General features: G+C 43.9%; 17 protein-coding genes and 1 pseudogene. 4 read left to right on the forward strand and 14 right to left on the reverse strand.

All coding sequences use genetic code 11. From position 1 onward, the window contains the following. Positions 1-85 precede the first annotated feature (85 nt). The 9 genes and pseudogenes from xerD to ansA form a co-directional block, all read right to left on the reverse strand. On the reverse strand, positions 86-976 hold the full coding sequence (xerD, locus tag BLL41_RS12565; protein WP_071578078.1) for a site-specific tyrosine recombinase XerD: 891 nt from the start codon (positions 974-976) through the stop codon (positions 86-88). Between the two features lie 7 nt (positions 977-983). Further along, positions 984-1211, reverse strand: a complete 228-nt coding sequence (locus tag BLL41_RS12570; protein ID WP_003230440.1) for a YqzK family protein — start codon at positions 1209-1211, stop codon at positions 984-986. A 124-nt stretch (positions 1212-1335) separates the two neighbouring features. Continuing rightward, on the reverse strand, positions 1336-1785 hold the full coding sequence (gene fur / locus BLL41_RS12575; protein ID WP_003223972.1) for a ferric iron uptake transcriptional regulator: 450 nt from the start codon (positions 1783-1785) through the stop codon (positions 1336-1338). A gap of 112 nt (positions 1786-1897) precedes the next feature. Further along, positions 1898-2542 carry a stage II sporulation protein M gene (spoIIM, locus tag BLL41_RS12580; RefSeq protein ID WP_071578079.1) on the reverse strand — a complete coding sequence of 215 codons (645 nt, stop codon included), beginning with the start codon at positions 2540-2542 and terminating at the stop codon, positions 1898-1900. A gap of 100 nt (positions 2543-2642) precedes the next feature. After that, positions 2643-2859, reverse strand: a pseudogene (locus BLL41_RS12585) (hypothetical protein). Between the two features lie 95 nt (positions 2860-2954). Beyond that, positions 2955-4274, reverse strand: coding sequence for an NAD-dependent malic enzyme (locus tag BLL41_RS12590; protein ID WP_071578080.1), 1320 nt, complete (start codon positions 4272-4274; stop codon positions 2955-2957). Positions 4275-4291: 17 nt separating this feature from the next. Further along, a complete protein-coding gene (gene mleN / locus BLL41_RS12595; RefSeq protein WP_071578081.1) occupies positions 4292-5698 on the reverse strand; it encodes a malate-H+/Na+-lactate antiporter MleN in 1407 nt (468 codons plus the stop codon). Positions 5699-5839: 141 nt separating this feature from the next. Then, positions 5840-7267 (reverse strand): aspartate ammonia-lyase, encoded by a 1428-nt coding sequence (gene aspA / locus BLL41_RS12600; protein ID WP_071578082.1) that lies wholly within the window; start codon positions 7265-7267, stop codon positions 5840-5842. Between the two features lie 44 nt (positions 7268-7311). Beyond that, positions 7312-8301 (reverse strand): asparaginase, encoded by a 990-nt coding sequence (gene ansA, locus BLL41_RS12605; protein ID WP_071578083.1) that lies wholly within the window; start codon positions 8299-8301, stop codon positions 7312-7314. A 181-nt stretch (positions 8302-8482) separates the two neighbouring features. On the opposite strand from ansA, the gene ansR reads away from it, so the two are divergent. Continuing rightward, positions 8483-8833: an HTH-type transcriptional regulator AnsR gene (gene ansR / locus BLL41_RS12610; RefSeq protein ID WP_014664491.1), complete on the forward strand. Its 351-nt coding sequence runs from the start codon at positions 8483-8485 to the stop codon at positions 8831-8833. An 8-nt stretch (positions 8834-8841) separates the two neighbouring features. On the opposite strand, the gene BLL41_RS12615 is transcribed toward ansR, so the two are convergent. Together BLL41_RS12615 and nudF are read right to left on the reverse strand one after the other, a co-directional pair. Continuing rightward, entirely contained in the window at positions 8842-10005 is a 1164-nt protein-coding gene (locus BLL41_RS12615; protein ID WP_071578084.1) for a TIGR00375 family protein, read from the reverse strand. Next, entirely contained in the window at positions 10002-10559 is a 558-nt protein-coding gene (gene nudF, locus BLL41_RS12620) for an ADP-ribose pyrophosphatase (RefSeq protein WP_071578085.1), read from the reverse strand. The genes BLL41_RS12615 and nudF overlap by 4 nt, the downstream gene beginning before the upstream one ends. Positions 10560-10632: 73 nt before the next feature. Between nudF and mciZ the strand changes: the two genes are divergently transcribed. Together mciZ and BLL41_RS12630 are read left to right on the forward strand one after the other, a co-directional pair. Then, entirely contained in the window at positions 10633-10755 is a 123-nt protein-coding gene (mciZ, locus tag BLL41_RS12625; protein WP_071578086.1) for a Z-ring formation inhibitor MciZ, read from the forward strand. A gap of 63 nt (positions 10756-10818) precedes the next feature. Next, a complete protein-coding gene (locus BLL41_RS12630; protein ID WP_071578087.1) occupies positions 10819-11739 on the forward strand; it encodes an aldo/keto reductase in 921 nt (306 codons plus the stop codon). Positions 11740-11916: 177 nt separating this feature from the next. Here BLL41_RS12630 and BLL41_RS12635 read toward each other — a convergent pair whose 3' ends face one another. Further along, the gene (locus BLL41_RS12635) at positions 11917-12141 is read right to left on the reverse strand and encodes a YqkE family protein (RefSeq protein WP_014664496.1); all 225 of its coding nucleotides are present in this window, start codon (positions 12139-12141) and stop codon (positions 11917-11919) included. Between the two features lie 161 nt (positions 12142-12302). Here BLL41_RS12635 and BLL41_RS12640 point away from each other — a divergent pair, with 161 nt between their 5' ends. Beyond that, positions 12303-13220 (forward strand): alpha/beta hydrolase, encoded by a 918-nt coding sequence (locus BLL41_RS12640; protein WP_071578088.1) that lies wholly within the window; start codon positions 12303-12305, stop codon positions 13218-13220. A gap of 37 nt (positions 13221-13257) precedes the next feature. Here the strand turns inward: BLL41_RS12640 and ftsW are convergent, their stop codons facing one another. Together ftsW and rodA are read right to left on the reverse strand one after the other, a co-directional pair. Further along, on the reverse strand, positions 13258-14403 hold the full coding sequence (ftsW, locus tag BLL41_RS12645; RefSeq protein ID WP_071578089.1) for a putative lipid II flippase FtsW: 1146 nt from the start codon (positions 14401-14403) through the stop codon (positions 13258-13260). Next, positions 14400-15557 (reverse strand): rod shape-determining protein RodA, encoded by a 1158-nt coding sequence (rodA, locus tag BLL41_RS12650; RefSeq protein WP_071578090.1) that lies wholly within the window; start codon positions 15555-15557, stop codon positions 14400-14402. The genes ftsW and rodA overlap by 4 nt, the downstream gene beginning before the upstream one ends. Positions 15558-15559 lie beyond the last annotated feature (2 nt).

A 15559-nucleotide genomic window follows, 5' to 3' on the forward strand; every position in this document is an offset into this window, starting at 1 on the left:
ATTCCCGTTGACAATGCATTTGGAAATAATGAGAAACTTCAATATTTTCTGTCGCTCTAAACAAAAAAGCCGCAGCCATCTGCGACTATGCTCGCGGATGAAACTGCTTGTACACATCCTTCAGCCTTGTTTTCGTCACATGTGTGTAAATTTGCGTCGTGGATATATCCGCATGACCGAGCATTTCCTGAACCGCTCTTAAATCTGCCCCATTCTCAAGCAGATGCGTCGCAAAGGAATGCCTGAGCGTATGCGGAGTCAGCTCTTTCTTAATCCCGGCTTCCAACGCGATTTTCTTCAGGTTCTTCCAAAATCCCTGGCGGCTGATCTGTTTGCCGTGATGATTTAAAAAGAGGGCGTCAGACACATTGTTCTTTAACAGTTTTCCCCTGGCTTTTGTCATATATTCCTCAATGGCGGAAGCGGCTGCTTCACCAATTGGCACAATCCGTTCTTTTCTTCCTTTGCCGAAGCATCGGACAAACCCCATAGATAAATGAACATCTGCCGTTTTCAACTCAATCATTTCACTGACTCTTATGCCTGTCGCATAAAGCAGTTCCAGCATTGCTTTATCCCGATAGCCGAAAGGGCTCGTCAGCTTAGGCGTGTCCAATAATCGCTCGACCTCATTGAGTGCGAGCACCTTCGGAAGCGCCCGTTCCGTCTTTTGTGTTTCGATATGAACGGAAGGGTCCTTGTCCGTCACTTTTTCCCTGAGCAGAAATTGATGAAAAGAGCGAATGGATGCCAGATGCCGCGCCGATGTCTTCCCGGATTTCCCCGAGTCCTTCAAATGCTTTAAGTATTGGATAATATGTATGCGGGTCACGTGATTCCAATCTGTAACATGAAGGGTTTCTGTTAAGTAGTGAGAATAGCTTTTCAAGTCACGTTCATAGGATACGATCGTATTTTGAGAGAGCCCTCTCTCTACCATGACGTAGTGGATGAAATCCTTTATTTGATCTTTCACTCTTGATCTACTCCCCGTTTTGGTAAAAAAAGATCAACCGGTCGAACCATCCGCCTTTTTCATCCTGATCCATTTCAACAACTTTTACAGCGGAGCCTTCCGGTTTATCGTACCGATGATAGTTTTCATACTCTTGATTCACCCATATCATAGCATAATAGAACAAAGCGGTAAAACCGGTAAACAGGATGAAAACTTTCAATGCATCGACAGCTGTTTTCAGGAATCTTCCCATGTCCTAATCGATCCTTTCCCTATGGTTCCAGTTATATAAACCATATGCCAAATCAGAAAGGTTTTATACATAGAAACAGCAAAAAACCCTTCCCCCATGAGAAAAGGTTCGCGCTCGGCACCGTCTATTCAGTTTCTTTTCCGTTACAGCGGTGGCAAATGCCGTGAAACGTTAATCTATGATCTTTAATCTTAAATTTCCAATCACGTTCAATGATTTCTTCCACGTCTTCAAGCAAATCTTCTTCAATTTCATCAACGGCTCCGCACTCCATGCACACCAAGTGGTGATGAAAGTGGGCTGCGCCCTCTTTCCGAAGGTCGTAACGGGATACGCCGTCTCCAAAGTTAATTTTATCAACGACTTTTAATTCAGTTAATAATTCAAGCGTACGGTATACTGTAGCGAGACCGATCTCAGGAGATTTCTCTTTTACGAGGAGGTATACATCTTCTGCGCTTAAATGGTCTTCTTCGTTTTCAAGCAGCACTCTTACTGTCGCTTCACGCTGAGGCGTAAGTTTATAGCTGGATGAGTGCAGTTGTTTCTTAATTCGATCAATACGGTTTTCCATGTCTTTCCCTCCTACGCCGCATTCCATGACTCATTATAACAAAATACTCGCAGAGTTCCAACTATAATTATTATAAACTGATAAATAAAACGATTTTCTTTTAATAATCATTTTAAAAAAGTTTCGATGTAAGCTTTTCCATTAATACAGGAGATAAGTATGCTTCAAAGAGAGACGAAATCAGTGCTAAAAGCAGAATAACCAGCAGCACAAAGGCATACTGCCCGAACCATTGAATCGGCGCGTCATGAAGGCTTCGTTTCACGAACAGCTGCCTGATTAACTTTAAAGAAAACGCAATCGCACACGTGCCCATAATGAGATAAGCCGGAATCAGCAGCACATTTTGCGGCAAAACGGAAACAAATGATAGGAAAAACCCGCTCACTCCCATCTGATTGACAAGGAACCCGACAGTAAAGCCGACCACGATCCCTTTCAGAAAGATCATGATGAAAATAATCGGCATCCCAATGACAGATATCCCCAGGATCCACATCAGGCCTAAATACTTTGCATTATGAAAGATACTTTGTCCAAACATATCAGCTGAACTTGCCTGTTTTCCATCCGAAAGCTGCCCGAAAAATTGGCTTAAATAGTAGTATAAATCTTCTTTCTGGCTGATCGTCATACTGTTGACAATAATCGCGCCAAAGATGACACCCATGAAAAACAGCACTGAAACAAATATATAAAGAGAGAGATGATCTTTGACGTGCCTGAGAAACATGTCCTTATAAGAGATTTTTCGCATACCGTTTCCTCCCGCCCGCTCTATTGATTTGATTTAATAGATTGTATGAAAGAAACACAAAAAGATGCCCCTTTTCAAAAAGAAACGATAGAGAAGAATGCTAGGCGGTTTTTTTGGACGCAAAAAAATCCTTATCATCGACTGCCGTATGATCATAAGGATTCTTATGTTTTCGTTTATTCAAAATCTCTTTTTTTGCTTTTTGTCATTGTTTCATGTGTGCTGAAAGATGGTGTACTGCCTCTTGATAATAAGACGTCACGTCCGCCGTTTCTCAGTCGATGCTCCCGCTTCTTTTTTGCCTGGCTTTTTGCCATGTGATCACTCCCTTATTTATTTTCACAGTAATGATAACAAAATTGAACATTGATAAGAAAAAACAGCACCCTGCTGAGGTGCTGTTTAGCTACTTTTATTTTACTGCTGTAAGAGCTGCATGCTCGACAGCTGCTGCTACCTCTTGATGGACTTTTGAATCAAGCGGCTGAGGAACCACATCGCCTTGTTTTGTGCAGGCTGCGATGGCCTCTGCTGCTGCGACAAGCATATCATGATTAATTTCCTTGCTCTTTGCGTTAAGCGCTCCTCTAAAAATTCCCGGAAAACCGAGTACATTATTAACAGAACGCCCGTCAGCTGCATATGCAGCTCCAGCCTGCAGTGCGGCCTCCGGCTCAATTTCAGGCTTCGGATTTGATAATGCCAAGATCACCTGGCCGGAACGTACAAATGCCGGTTTGATTAACCCCGGAACTCCCGTTGTAGCAATGACAATATCACATGTTTCCATGAGCTCCTCAATACTGGAAACTGCCTGTCCGCCGTATTGTTCAAGACGGTTCATTGCCGCCTCTGATTTGTCTGTTCCGTACACAGCTTTCACGCCATACGCCATGAACATCCGGCAGATGGCGACGCCTGCGGCGCCCAGGCCGATTTGCCCCACTTTCGCTTCCTTGAGGTCAACCCCCGCACTCCTGCATGCTGAGATGGCAGCAGCCAGCGTCACTACAGCTGTACCATGCTGGTCATCGTGCATAACAGGGATGTTCAGCTCCTCTTTTAGACGGTCTTCGATTTCAAAGCAATGCGGCGAACCGATATCCTCAAGAAGGATGCCGCTAAAACCAGGAGAAATATGTTTTACCGTTTTGATGATTTCTTCCGGATCACTCGTATCAAGCAATATCGGAATGCCGCTAATACCCGCCAGCTGATCAAATAAAGCAGCCTTTCCTTCCATGACAGGCATGCCTGCGACAGAACCGATATTTCCAAGACCTAAAATAGCGGTTCCATCGGTTACAATCGCGACAGAATTGCTGATCGTTGTATATATAGAAGCCTTTTCAGGTTCTTTTTCGATCAATCGGCACACATCTGCAACACCTGGTGTATAGACACGCCCCAGCTCTGCCAGTGAACGGATCGGCATTTTGCTTTTCATTTGGATTTTTCCGCCTTCATGTGCGGACAGAACTTCATCAGATACGGTGTGAAGTCTGATCCCTTCTCCGAGGGCCTGGACAGCCGCGATCACTTCCTGAAGCTGTTCTTCATTCTCCACTTGAACGGTAATATTCCGCATTGTGTAATTGGGTCCGACTTTTACAGTCTCCACTTCACCAATATCCCCGCCCAGAAGGCCGATTGCCGTAGCCACCCTTCCAAGATTTCCGGGAACCGAAGGCGTTTCGATCATTAGTGTCCGAATCATGTGTTTCGCTATCATTCAGTGATCCTCCCCTATTAGCCTAGTTTTTCAGCTTTAACTGTATTGTTTTTCGTATACCATATAAATTTTCCTGTATAACCATAGATAATGGCAAGACCTATTGCTACAAAACTGAGCCACATAAACGGCAGATATGAGAAGGTAGAAACTCCTAGTATTCCCGCCATGTAAATCCCGTTATCAGACCAAGGAACCATACCTGAAGTTAACGTACCACCGACCTCTGAGTTACGGGATAACACCCTTCTATCGAGGTTCAAACGATCATAGCTGTTTTCCATGATCTTCGGTGTCAAAATAAGAGATACATACATGGCACAGCCGAAGATGTTTGCTAAAAAGGCTACGATCAGCGTAGATAAAGTCACGTTGCCCGGTGATGTTAGCTTCTTTTCAAACATAGAAACGATCACTTTTAAGACGCCGAGCTTTTCTAGCAGTCCGCCAAAACCAAGGCCAAAGATAATCACGACAAGGGAACTGAGCATTCCGACAATTCCGCCACGGTTTAACAGGCCGTTCAAAAATTCAACATCTGTTTTAATAGAGAATCCGTTGTATGCGGTAGCGATAGCGTCCGCAGGATTCATGCCTTGGAAAGCAACAGCCCAGATTGCACCAAGTAACGCACCAATCACGATAACCGGCATAGATGGTTTTTTCATCGCCAGTAAAACAATAACGACAACAGCCGGGATCAGCATCCAAATATGAATGTCAAACGTATTTTGCAAAGATGATTTCAAGAAGTCAACTTTATCAAGGTCAATATTTTTCCCGCCGTACATAAAACCAGTAATCGTAAAGAGAATTGCTGTAATCACATATGCTGGCACAGATAAAAAGAGCATTGCTCTGACGTGATCTAACACATCTACTTTAGATAGAGAAGAAGCAAGAACCGTGCTGTCAGACAGAGGAGACAGCTTGTCCCCGAAATAAGCGCCTGAAAGGATAGCACCGGCTACAAGAGGAAGCGGAATGCCTAACCCCTCTCCAATTGCGATCATGGCAATGCCGGCAGTTCCGACTGTTCCCCATGACGTACCTGTTGCTACAGACATAATTGAACAAATAATCAACGTGGCAAGTAAAAAGATGCTAGGGTGAATAAATTCTAAACCATAGTAAATCAGTGTGGGCACAATCCCACCAGCGATCCATGTTCCAATAAGCGCTCCTACTGAAACAAGAATCAGAACGGCTTCAAGTCCATTTGATATGCCATGCAGGATCGCATTTTGCATATCTTTATAAGAATAACCGAGTCTGATTCCGAGAATCATTGCTATAAACCAGGAAATGAAAAGCGCGAGCTGTATCGGCAAGTCTAAAAAGACGGTAAACGACATGACAAGTGCTAAAAATGATCCTAGTACAATAATAATTTCAAATAGTGTTGGCAGTCTTACATCCTTCAAAAGAAGTCCCCCTTCATGTAAAAAGCTAAAACGCTTTCAATAAATAGTGCAACACGTATACTATACTTCCTCATCCCTATGTTGTAAACAGCTTATTCATCGGAATATCCCGAGATGAATAAGCTGTTTTTTGTTCAAATTTTATTTTTCTAATAGTTCTTTCCCAGCGATACCTGGTTTTGTCATTTCATATGGGTTTAAAATGATATCCAATTCTTCTTCTGTCAGCACATCATGCTGCAGGCAAAGATCGCGGACAGATTGCCCTGTCATAATTGCTTCCCGGGCAATTCTAGCTGCCGCTTCATACCCAAGATGCGGATTGACTGCAGTGATTACTCCCGCACTTTTTTCTACGTATTGCTTCAAGCGCTTTTCGTTGGCTTCGATGCCTTTTAAGCAATTATCAGTGAACGAGCGGAAGCCGTTGTTCATGATGCTGATAGATTGAAGCAAATTAAAGACAAGCACGGGTTCCATGACGTTTAATTCAAGCTGTCCTGCTTCTGAAGCAAGGCAGATTGTATTGTCGTTTCCAATAACCTGGAACGCAATTTGGTTGATCAGCTCTGCCATTACCGGATTGACTTTTCCCGGCATAATGGATGACCCCGGCTGACGCGCAGGCAGAGAAATTTCCGCAAGGCCGGCGCGCGGTCCTGACGCCATTAAGCGCAGGTCGTTTGCGATCTTCGACATGTTCATCATGCAGACCTTTAATGAAGCTGACACCTCTGTATACGCATCTGTATTTTGGGTCGCATCAACAAGATGATCAGCGCCGACAAGAGGAAGACCGCTGATATCAGCAAGGTGCTTTACTACCTGTTTAATATATTCAGGATCAGCGTTCAGCCCTGTACCAACAGCAGTTGCGCCCATGTTGACTTCATACAGGTGCTGGCGTGATTGTTTGATTCGTTTGATGTCACGCTCCAGAACACGGCTGTACGCTTCGAATTCCTGACCAAGACGAATCGGAACCGCATCTTGAAGGTGTGTCCGGCCCATTTTAATAACAGAATCAAATTCCTGTGCTTTTTGCTTAAACACACTATGCATATCTTCCATTGTATTCAGCAGTTTTTCCAAAAGCTTCAATGTGGAAATATGAATAGCAGTCGGGAACACATCGTTCGTAGACTGCGACATGTTCACATGTGTGTTTGGGCTTAAATGGATATAGTCTCCCTTTTTATGTCCCATGATTTCAAGGGCCCGGTTTCCGATAACCTCATTCGCATTCATATTCATAGAAGTTCCGGCACCGCCCTGAATCGGATCCACGATAAACTGATCGTGCCACTTGCCTTCCAGAATCTCATCAGCGGCTTGTACGATAGCTTGGCCAATTCCTTCATACAGCCGTTTCACGTCCATGTTGGCAAGAGCCGCGGCTTTTTTTACAATCGCCAGTGCGTTAATCATTTCTTCATGGATTTTGTATCCTGTAATCGGGAAATTTTCAGAAGCACGGAGCGTCTGAATTCCGTAATAAACATCTGCCTCAATTTGTTTTTCCCCAAGGAAGTCTTTTTCCACGCGATATTCTTTTTGGCCGTTTAACATAATCTTTAACCTTCTTTCTCTTTGCTGGTTATCGTTTTTACATTTTACAGGACAACGTCATCAGCTATCGGCGTTTCCATAATTCTCTTGACGACAGAAAGATCCGAAGACTGACCTAGTGCCCACATCAATTTTGGCACAATTGCTTCTGTGTTCATATTTCTTGATCGGATAATTAAGTCTTGGTTGACTCTGCGGCCTACCTCGTAAATGCTCATGTCTTCGCCTTCTTCCAGACATTGAGTCGTAATGACGACGACAATGCCGCTTTCAATCAGCTCATTCACTTTTGACAAAATGTCTCTGCCTTCAAACGGCACCCCTCCGCTGCCATAACTCTCAATGACAATTCCTTTGTACATGCTTTTCAGAGCATCAAACATTTCGGGCTTTAATCCTGGATGCAGCTTCAGCAGACATACATCTGTGCATAGTGAAGTGTCAACTGCAAAGGTGTCGTTCTCAGGTTCCGTTACTTGTTTGTTGTATTCGATCCCGTCTTCATTGATAAAAGCGATATATGGGTAATTGATGCTTTCAAATGCGTCGTAGCTTTTCGTTCTTAATTTGATCGCACGCGTTCCTTGAATGACTCTGCCGTCAAACACAACATAAACGCCGCCCACGCCTTCACAGGCAAAGCGAATGGCATCTGTAATATTTTTTTTGGCATCGGTTTTTTGGAACGTAATCGGAATCTGGGATCCGGTGATGACGATTGGCTTTTTGGCATGCTGCAGCATATATGATAGTGCGGCAGATGTATAGGCCATTGTATCTGTACCGTGAGTAATAACAAACCCGTCATAGGCATCATAATTTTCCTTAACGGCTTCGGCTATTTCCACCCAGTATTCAGGCTGCATATTGGTGCTGTCTATATTCATAAGCGACTGAGTTTCCATCGTGTAATCGTTATCAAGTTTTGATACATAACTTAGTAATTCATCAGCCTTGACCCCGGGAGCCAGCCCATTTTCCCCTTCAACTGAGGCAATCGTTCCCCCAGTTGTCAACATCAATAATTTTTTCATACCATGCACCTCTTCACTGTATCTAAAGATGGGTTGCGAGAAGGTATTCGCTTTTCGCATACTTTTAATGCAATTATAGACACGGAAAATAAAATACGCAAGACATTATTATTCAATTCGCGTACACTTCCTAATACCTATATGATATAATCAGCTCAAGGTGAAAAAGGAGCGGAAGTTCATGAATCTAGATCGTTTAACTGAATTGAGAAAAAAGAAAAATTGGTCGCTTCAATATACAGCTGACCTTCTGGGCATCGCAAAAAGCACATATGCCGGCTACGAGTCAGGCTACCGACGGCCTTCTCTTGAGGCACTTGCCATGCTGGCTGACCTCTTTGACACAACCTGCGATGAACTTTTAGGCCGCGAGAAACAAAAGCAGACTGCTCCTCAGACCATTGAATTGGCCACGTGGAGCAGCCTTGACTTTACCATTTCTGTTGATGGCAAGCCGCTGAGTGAAGATGAAATTATCCAGCTGATTACCTTTATACGGACAAAAAGAAAAGTACAGGAGGAACTGAGTTAATCTTTAACTCACGGTTTAATTTTACCGTAGGTTCCTCCTCCTCCGGCTTTCAATTCCAGTTTTCCGGATCTCGCTTTTACAATAAGTGCCGCGGTTTTTGGCGGGACAACGCGAGCTAAATCTTCTTCTGCAGCCTCATGAAGAACAGCCATTTCTGTTCCGAAGGCTTTTTTTAGCTTGTCCAGCGTTTTCGGGCCTACACCCGGAACAAATTGCAGGGGGATCTGATGTACATATTGCGGACGCGGGACGCGAACTTCAGGCTGATCACTTAATTCATGCAATCTTTCGCTGACTCCCTTGGTAAATCTGGCATTTCCGCAATTCGCGCACGATTTTTCCCCGCTCACAGCAGGTTCTCCGCACGCCTCACAAGCCGTCTGATAGTATTTCCCCAATAACGGGTCCAAGCCGTAATTTGCGATAATTTTCCTGTCGTCTTGCCCTTTTAATGCAAGAGCAAACTCAGTAAAATCAGCTGATTGCACATATAGTTCATTATATTCTCTGCCGATTTTCCCCAACGAATGCGCATCAGAATTTGTTAAAAAAGGATACGGATTCAATTCAGATACGTGTGAAGCCATGTCTGTATCACAGCTTAATCCAAGCTCCACCGCATCTATCATTGACGGATCAAAAACCTCAGTTAAGCTTGATCTAACCCCTTTTCCATATAAGCTTTTATGCGGTGTAAAGATATGGGCGGGGATAAACAGACCGCCCATTTCCTTGATTTTTTGTTGCAGATTTAAGCCCGTTTCATATATCCGCTGTGAGCTTAAATGAATATTTTTCAGCCGGGCTGACATCCAATTTGAAAACTGCTTCATATTAGCCAGCGTCGGCATAAATACAAGCACATGGATCGGCCCGCTGCAGTCTTCATCATAAATCTCCAGCTCGCTCCCCAATAAAAGAGTCGTACTGCGATAACGGATTCCTCCCCCGTCAAGCTCGCGATATTTTCCAGATGAAATGCCTTCCTCAAGCTCTAGAATGACTTCCGGAGAATGACAGTCGATAATACCGAGGAGTTCAATTCCTTTATGTTCGCTCGCTTCAACCAAAATTCGGTCCAGCGTTAATGTTTTGGCGCCTGTTATTTTGACAGCCCTTCCTGTAAAGGTCCGGCCGATATGAATGTGCAAATCCGCGTAAATCTTTTTCATTTTTGTGCTTGGAGCGCTTCTTTCAGTTGAAGATATTGAATTGCATAGGCAGTTTTAGCATCATATACTTCACGCGATTCAACCAGCTTTAGCGCATCTTCAAGCGTCACCTCCATCACTTCCACAAACTCGTCCTCATCAAGCTCCCGTTTTTCTTCGAGTACAGAAAGCTCCTCAGCAAGAAATACGTGAACAATTTCATCAGCAAAGCCGGGGGAGGTATAAAACGCAGTTATTTTTGTCAGTTTTTTTGCTGTATAGCCGGTTTCCTCCTCAAGTTCCCGAAGTGCCGTATACTCCGGCTCCTCACCTTTTTCAAGCTTTCCGGCTGGAATTTCAACGATTGTCCGCTCAAGCGGCTTACGGAATTGTTTGACCAAGATAATTTTCCCTTCATCTGTGACGGCTAATACCGCTACTGCTCCAGGGTGTTTCACAATTTCACGTTTACTCGTTTTGCCGTTTGGCAGCTCTACATCCTCGACATATAGATCAATAACTTTACCTGAAAAGATCTGTTCTTTGGCAATTGTTTTTTCTTCTAATGATTTCATTTCTTCATCTCCCGTTCTGTCTCTATATGATGCCCCATACATTTTATCATACTAGAGAAAAGGAGGCCTTTTCGTGAAAGTGTACCGCATGCCAAAAGGTATTGTCTTAATCGGAAAAGCATGGGAAATTCGGGCAAAGTTAAAAGAGTATGGACGCACATTTCAATATGTAAAAGAATGGGTCTCAAAGCCGTAAAAGTTGAAACTTTAGCTCCTTTATATTACGGTCAATACAAAGCCTAAAAAAAGGAGTGTGCACATGAGAAAGCGCAAACTGGGTACATCTGATTTAGAAATAAGCGAAGTCGGACTCGGCTGTATGTCTCTTGGAACTGAAAAAAACAAAGCATTGTCCATTTTGGATGAAGCGATCGAGCTCGGCATCAACTATTTGGACACAGCGGATTTGTATGACCGAGGACGCAACGAAGAAATCGTCGGTGATGCGATCCAAAACAGACGACAGGATATTATTCTGGCAACAAAAGCGGGTAACCGTTGGGATAGCGGGAGCGAGGGCTGGTATTGGGACCCTTCAAAAGCTTACATAAAAGAAGCGGTAAAAAAGAGCCTTACACGGCTGAAAACTGATTATATCGACCTTTATCAGCTTCACGGCGGCACGATAGAGGATAACATTGATGAAACGATCGAGGCGTTTGAGGAATTAAAACAAGAAGGTGTCATCCGCTACTACGGCATTTCTTCCATCCGCCCGAATGTGATAAAAGAATATGTAAAGAAATCAAACATCGTCAGCATTATGATGCAATTCAGCTTGTTTGACAGACGCCCTGAGGAATGGCTCCCGCTTTTAGAGGAGCATCAAATCAGCGTAGTCGCCAGAGGCCCTGTTGCCAAAGGGCTCTTAACTGAAAAACCGCTTGATCAAGCGGCAGACAGCATGAAACAAAACGGGTACTTGTCCTATTCATTTGAGGAACTGACAAATGCCCGCAAGGCAATGGAGGAAGTGGCTCCCGACCTTTCGATGACAGAAAAGTCGCTGCAGTATCTGTTAGCACAGCCAGCTGTTGCTTCAGTGATTACAGGCGCCAGTAAGGTTGAGCAGTTACGGGAAAACATTCAGGCAGCAAACGCGCGGCGTTTAACAGAAGAGGAAATCAAAGCGCTTCAATCTCATACGAAACAAGACGTTTATGAAGCCCACCGCTCTTAATAGAAAAATCAGCACCCTTAAGGGTGCTGATTTCATTTTGTTATCTGTTGACCGCGATTGAAAACCATGCAGTTTAGAAAAGACATGCATTGGAGCGGCCGACTCACAGGCTTGACAAGGTACAGACACAAGTGTTTGTCGATACGCCTGAAACCAGCCTCTGTATAGGTGGCCGATTTATTTATAACGATGCCAATCCATTTGGCTTTCATTTAGGAGTTGTTCAAAGCTTTTATTTTTTTCGATCTCTTTTTTCTTTCTGATCTGTTCTGCTTTTTCTCTTTCCTGCCTCTTTTCATCCTCTTCTTTCAATTGGCTCTTCATCTCCATAAGCTTTGCTTTGATATCGGATTGAAGGCCGTCTTTTAGCTGGTGTTTGTCAGCGGATTTTTGTTTTTTCATGCAGACTTCCCCCATGTTTTGTTTTAAAGCCAGTTTATCACGGAGCATATAAACTGAACAAGCAGACTCTCTTCTGTTAACTTTCTCAGCGCAGCAGTGTTTAGGTATAATGATCTTACACACGAATTACCTATATATTTCGTTGAAAGGTGCTGTGACTTTTGAAGAAAATCCTTTTGGCCATTGGCGCTCTCTTAACTGCTGTCATCGCAATCGGAATTGTTTTTTCGAACATGATTCTATTCATCAAGAAAAAAACGGACGAAGACATTATCAAAAGAGAGAAAGACGACGGACATGATGTGTTCGACTCATTTGAACAAATGGAGAAAACCGCTTTTGTGATTCCATCCGCTTACGGGTATAACATAAAGGGATACCATGTCGCACCGCATGACACACCGAACACCATCATCATCTGCCACGGAGTAACGATGAATGTGCTGAATTCTCTTAAGTATATGCATTTATTTCTTGATCTCGGCTGGAATGTACTTATTTATGATCACCGCCGGCATGGCCAAAGCGGCGGAAAGACGACCAGCTACGGGTTTTATGAAAAAGATGATCTCAATGAGGTTGTCAGCTGGCTCAAAAACAAAACAAATCATCGCGGATTGATCGGAATTCACGGTGAATCGATGGGAGCTGTGACCGCTCTGCTTTACGCTGGCACACACTGTGATGAGGGCGCTGATTTTTATATTGCCGATTGTCCGTTCGCATGTTTTGATGAACAGCTTGCCTATCTGCTGAAAACGGAATACAGGCTCCCTTCTTGGCCCCTGCTCCCCATCGCCGACTTCTTTTTGAAGCTGAGGGGCGGCTATCGCGCACGCGAAGTATCTCCGCTTGCTGTCATTGATCAAATCGAAAAGCCGGTCCTCTTTATTCACAGTCAGAATGATGATTACATTCCTGTTTCTTCAACCGAGCGGCTTTATGAAAAGAAAACCGGACCGAAAGCGCTGTATATCGCCGAGAACGGTGAACATGCCATGTCATATACCAAAAACCGGGACATGTACCGGAAAACGGTGCAGAAGTTTTTAGACAAAATAAAAATGCCCAAATCTTAGGCCCTACCTAGTTTTTTTAACAAAAAATGAGGCCTTTCTATAAAAGATAGGCCTCACTTTTTTTACTTCGCTTAACGTGTGATGAGATGTTGACCAGTATCCCGGCTGAAATCAGCATGAACATTAACGAAGAACCGCCATAACTGACAAATGGAAGAGGAATTCCGGTAATGGGGAGAAGGCCTAAAACAGCGCCAAGGTTAAATAACGCTTGAATCATGATCTGGAAGGTAAGGCCGATCGCTAGCAGCTTTCCAAACGGATCATTGATTTGCACAGCGATCCGCACGCCTCTGAACATCATTAACAGGTAAGCCCCGATGATCATCAAGAGCCCGGCCCCGCCGAGTTCCTCGGTAATGACCGCCATAATAAAGTCCGTATGGGCTTCAGGAAGAAATCCCAGCTTTTGAACGCTGTTCCCCAATCCATTTCCCCAGAACCCGCCCGAATCGATGGCAAGGTAGGAATTGATTAACTGGTAGCCGTCTCCGTTTTCATCCTGAAAAGGATCCCTGAACGATGTCAGCCTTCTTAACCGGTACGGCGCCGTCATAGCAAAATATGCGATGCCGGCCCCGGCCATTGTCCCGAGAAGCAATAAATGCCGTTTTCTGATGCCGGCGCACAGCAGAACAGCTCCGCAGCTTAATAGGATCGAAACGGCGGTGCCCAAGTCCGGCTGTTTTAAGATTAGCAAGAACACGGCCACCAAAATGAGCAGCGGGGGCATGACGCCCTTTCCGAAATTGGCAATGTATCTCTGCTTTTTTGCATACACGTAAGCAAAATAAATAACCATCACAAGCTTCACGGCCTCAGACGGCTGAATGATGAGCGAACCGAAATGAATCCACCTTTGAGAATTGTTTTTCTCCACCCCAATCCCCGGCAACAAAACGAAAATCAGCATCAAAAAAGAAAGCTTCACTAAAAACCGGATGAGTTTGCCGTAAGCTTTGTAAGGGAAAAAGACGGCAGCCGAAAAAAAGGTCAAACCGATGAGCAGCCATTGCAGCTGCTTCACAAAAAAATAGCTGCCATTACCGTACTTTATATATCCGAGGGGGTAGCCGGCGCTGTAAACCATCAGCAAACCAAGCGAAGATAAAAACAGAACCGATGCGATCAAAACATAATCAAGCTTTTTTAGATGGGAAAGAATCACCTTAAGCATCTTCAATCCCACCCCCTGCCGAACATATAATGCTTAGATCTGATATTCACACTGAAAACGAGACCTAAAGCAATCATATTGGTCAACAGCGCACTGCCGCCATAGCTGATAAACGGAAGAGCGAGCCCTGTCACCGGCATTAATCCGATTGTCATCCCAATATTTTGAAACACTTGGAATATAATTAAACCTGCAACCCCCGCAGATATATAAACACCGAACAGACTGTTGGATCGCATTGCAATCCTAATAATTCTGTAGATCATCAGAAAATACAGACAGATTAATGTTACGGCACCCAAAAAACCGAACTCTTCACCAATCACGGCGAATATAAAATCGGTATGAGCCTCCGGAATTTTCCCTCCTTGAACTTGGACTCCATGGGTAAAGCCGCTTCCTGTCAGCTGACCCGATCCTATCGCCAATAACGACTGCGTCAGCTGGTATCCATATGTAGATGCATGTTCATGAGGGCTGAGCCAGCCATATATCCTATCAAGCTGATGAGGTTTAATGATCTTTGAAAACATCTCAAAGTAATAATTGTGCAAAAACGTCAAAAAGGCGATTAATGCTATGAATCCAAGTGACAGGGACATGATCATTCTGCCCGAAATCCCCGAGACCAGCATTAACGTGAATGCAATCGACAAAATCACCAATGCAGAGCCTAAATCAGGCTGAATCAATATGAAGAAAAACGGAATCATTGTGTACACCATGATTTTACACGTCGGAATGATACTCTCTGTGAAGGAGAACCTTTTATGCTGATATTGATTGAGCACTGAAGCCAACAGAAGAATCAAAATAATCTTCATAAATTCTGTAGGCTGGATTTCTAACATCCCGAAGCTTATCCACCTTTGTGAACCATTTTTATACGTTCCAAAAAAATGAACGAGAATGAGGAAAAAAACAGCTCCTACAAATAACCTGAGCGCCAATCGTTCGAGCAGCTCGTAATCGATATAAGCTGTTCCTGCCATTATGCCAAACCCGACAAGATACCAAATGACCTGCCGTTTGGCAAAATAAAAAGGGTCCTGTGTTTCATACTGCCCCGATCCGCTGTAAACAGCCAGTAAACTGATACAAAACAGACTAAATAAAATGAGCAGAAGACTGATGTCAATGTTGGTTTGTTTTTGTTTCATCT

Origin of the sequence: Bacillus sp. FMQ74, from assembly GCF_001875785.1 — a bacterium.
Lineage (GTDB): Bacteria > Bacillota > Bacilli > Bacillales > Bacillaceae > Bacillus > Bacillus stercoris.

Coding starts and splice junctions, on each gene's coding strand:
- BLL41_RS12570 (WP_003230440.1), bottom strand. CDS start 1,211: ATGGGAAGATTCCTGAAAACAGCTGTCGATGCATTGAAAGTTTTCATC.
- fur (WP_003223972.1), bottom strand. CDS start 1,785: ATGGAAAACCGTATTGATCGAATTAAGAAACAACTGCACTCATCCAGC.
- spoIIM (WP_071578079.1), bottom strand. CDS start 2,542: ATGCGAAAAATCTCTTATAAGGACATGTTTCTCAGGCACGTCAAAGAT.
- BLL41_RS12590 (WP_071578080.1), bottom strand. CDS start 4,274: ATGATAGCGAAACACATGATTCGGACACTAATGATCGAAACGCCTTCG.
- aspA (WP_071578082.1), bottom strand. CDS start 7,267: ATGTTAAACGGCCAAAAAGAATATCGCGTGGAAAAAGACTTCCTTGGG.
- ansA (WP_071578083.1), bottom strand. CDS start 8,301: ATGAAAAAATTATTGATGTTGACAACTGGGGGAACGATTGCCTCAGTT.
- ansR (WP_014664491.1), top strand. CDS start 8,483: ATGAATCTAGATCGTTTAACTGAATTGAGAAAAAAGAAAAATTGGTCG.
- BLL41_RS12615 (WP_071578084.1), bottom strand. CDS start 10,005: ATGAAAAAGATTTACGCGGATTTGCACATTCATATCGGCCGGACCTTT.
- nudF (WP_071578085.1), bottom strand. CDS start 10,559: ATGAAATCATTAGAAGAAAAAACAATTGCCAAAGAACAGATCTTTTCA.
- BLL41_RS12630 (WP_071578087.1), top strand. CDS start 10,819: ATGAGAAAGCGCAAACTGGGTACATCTGATTTAGAAATAAGCGAAGTC.
- BLL41_RS12635 (WP_014664496.1), bottom strand. CDS start 12,141: ATGAAAAAACAAAAATCCGCTGACAAACACCAGCTAAAAGACGGCCTT.
- rodA (WP_071578090.1), bottom strand. CDS start 15,557: ATGAAACAAAAACAAACCAACATTGACATCAGTCTTCTGCTCATTTTA.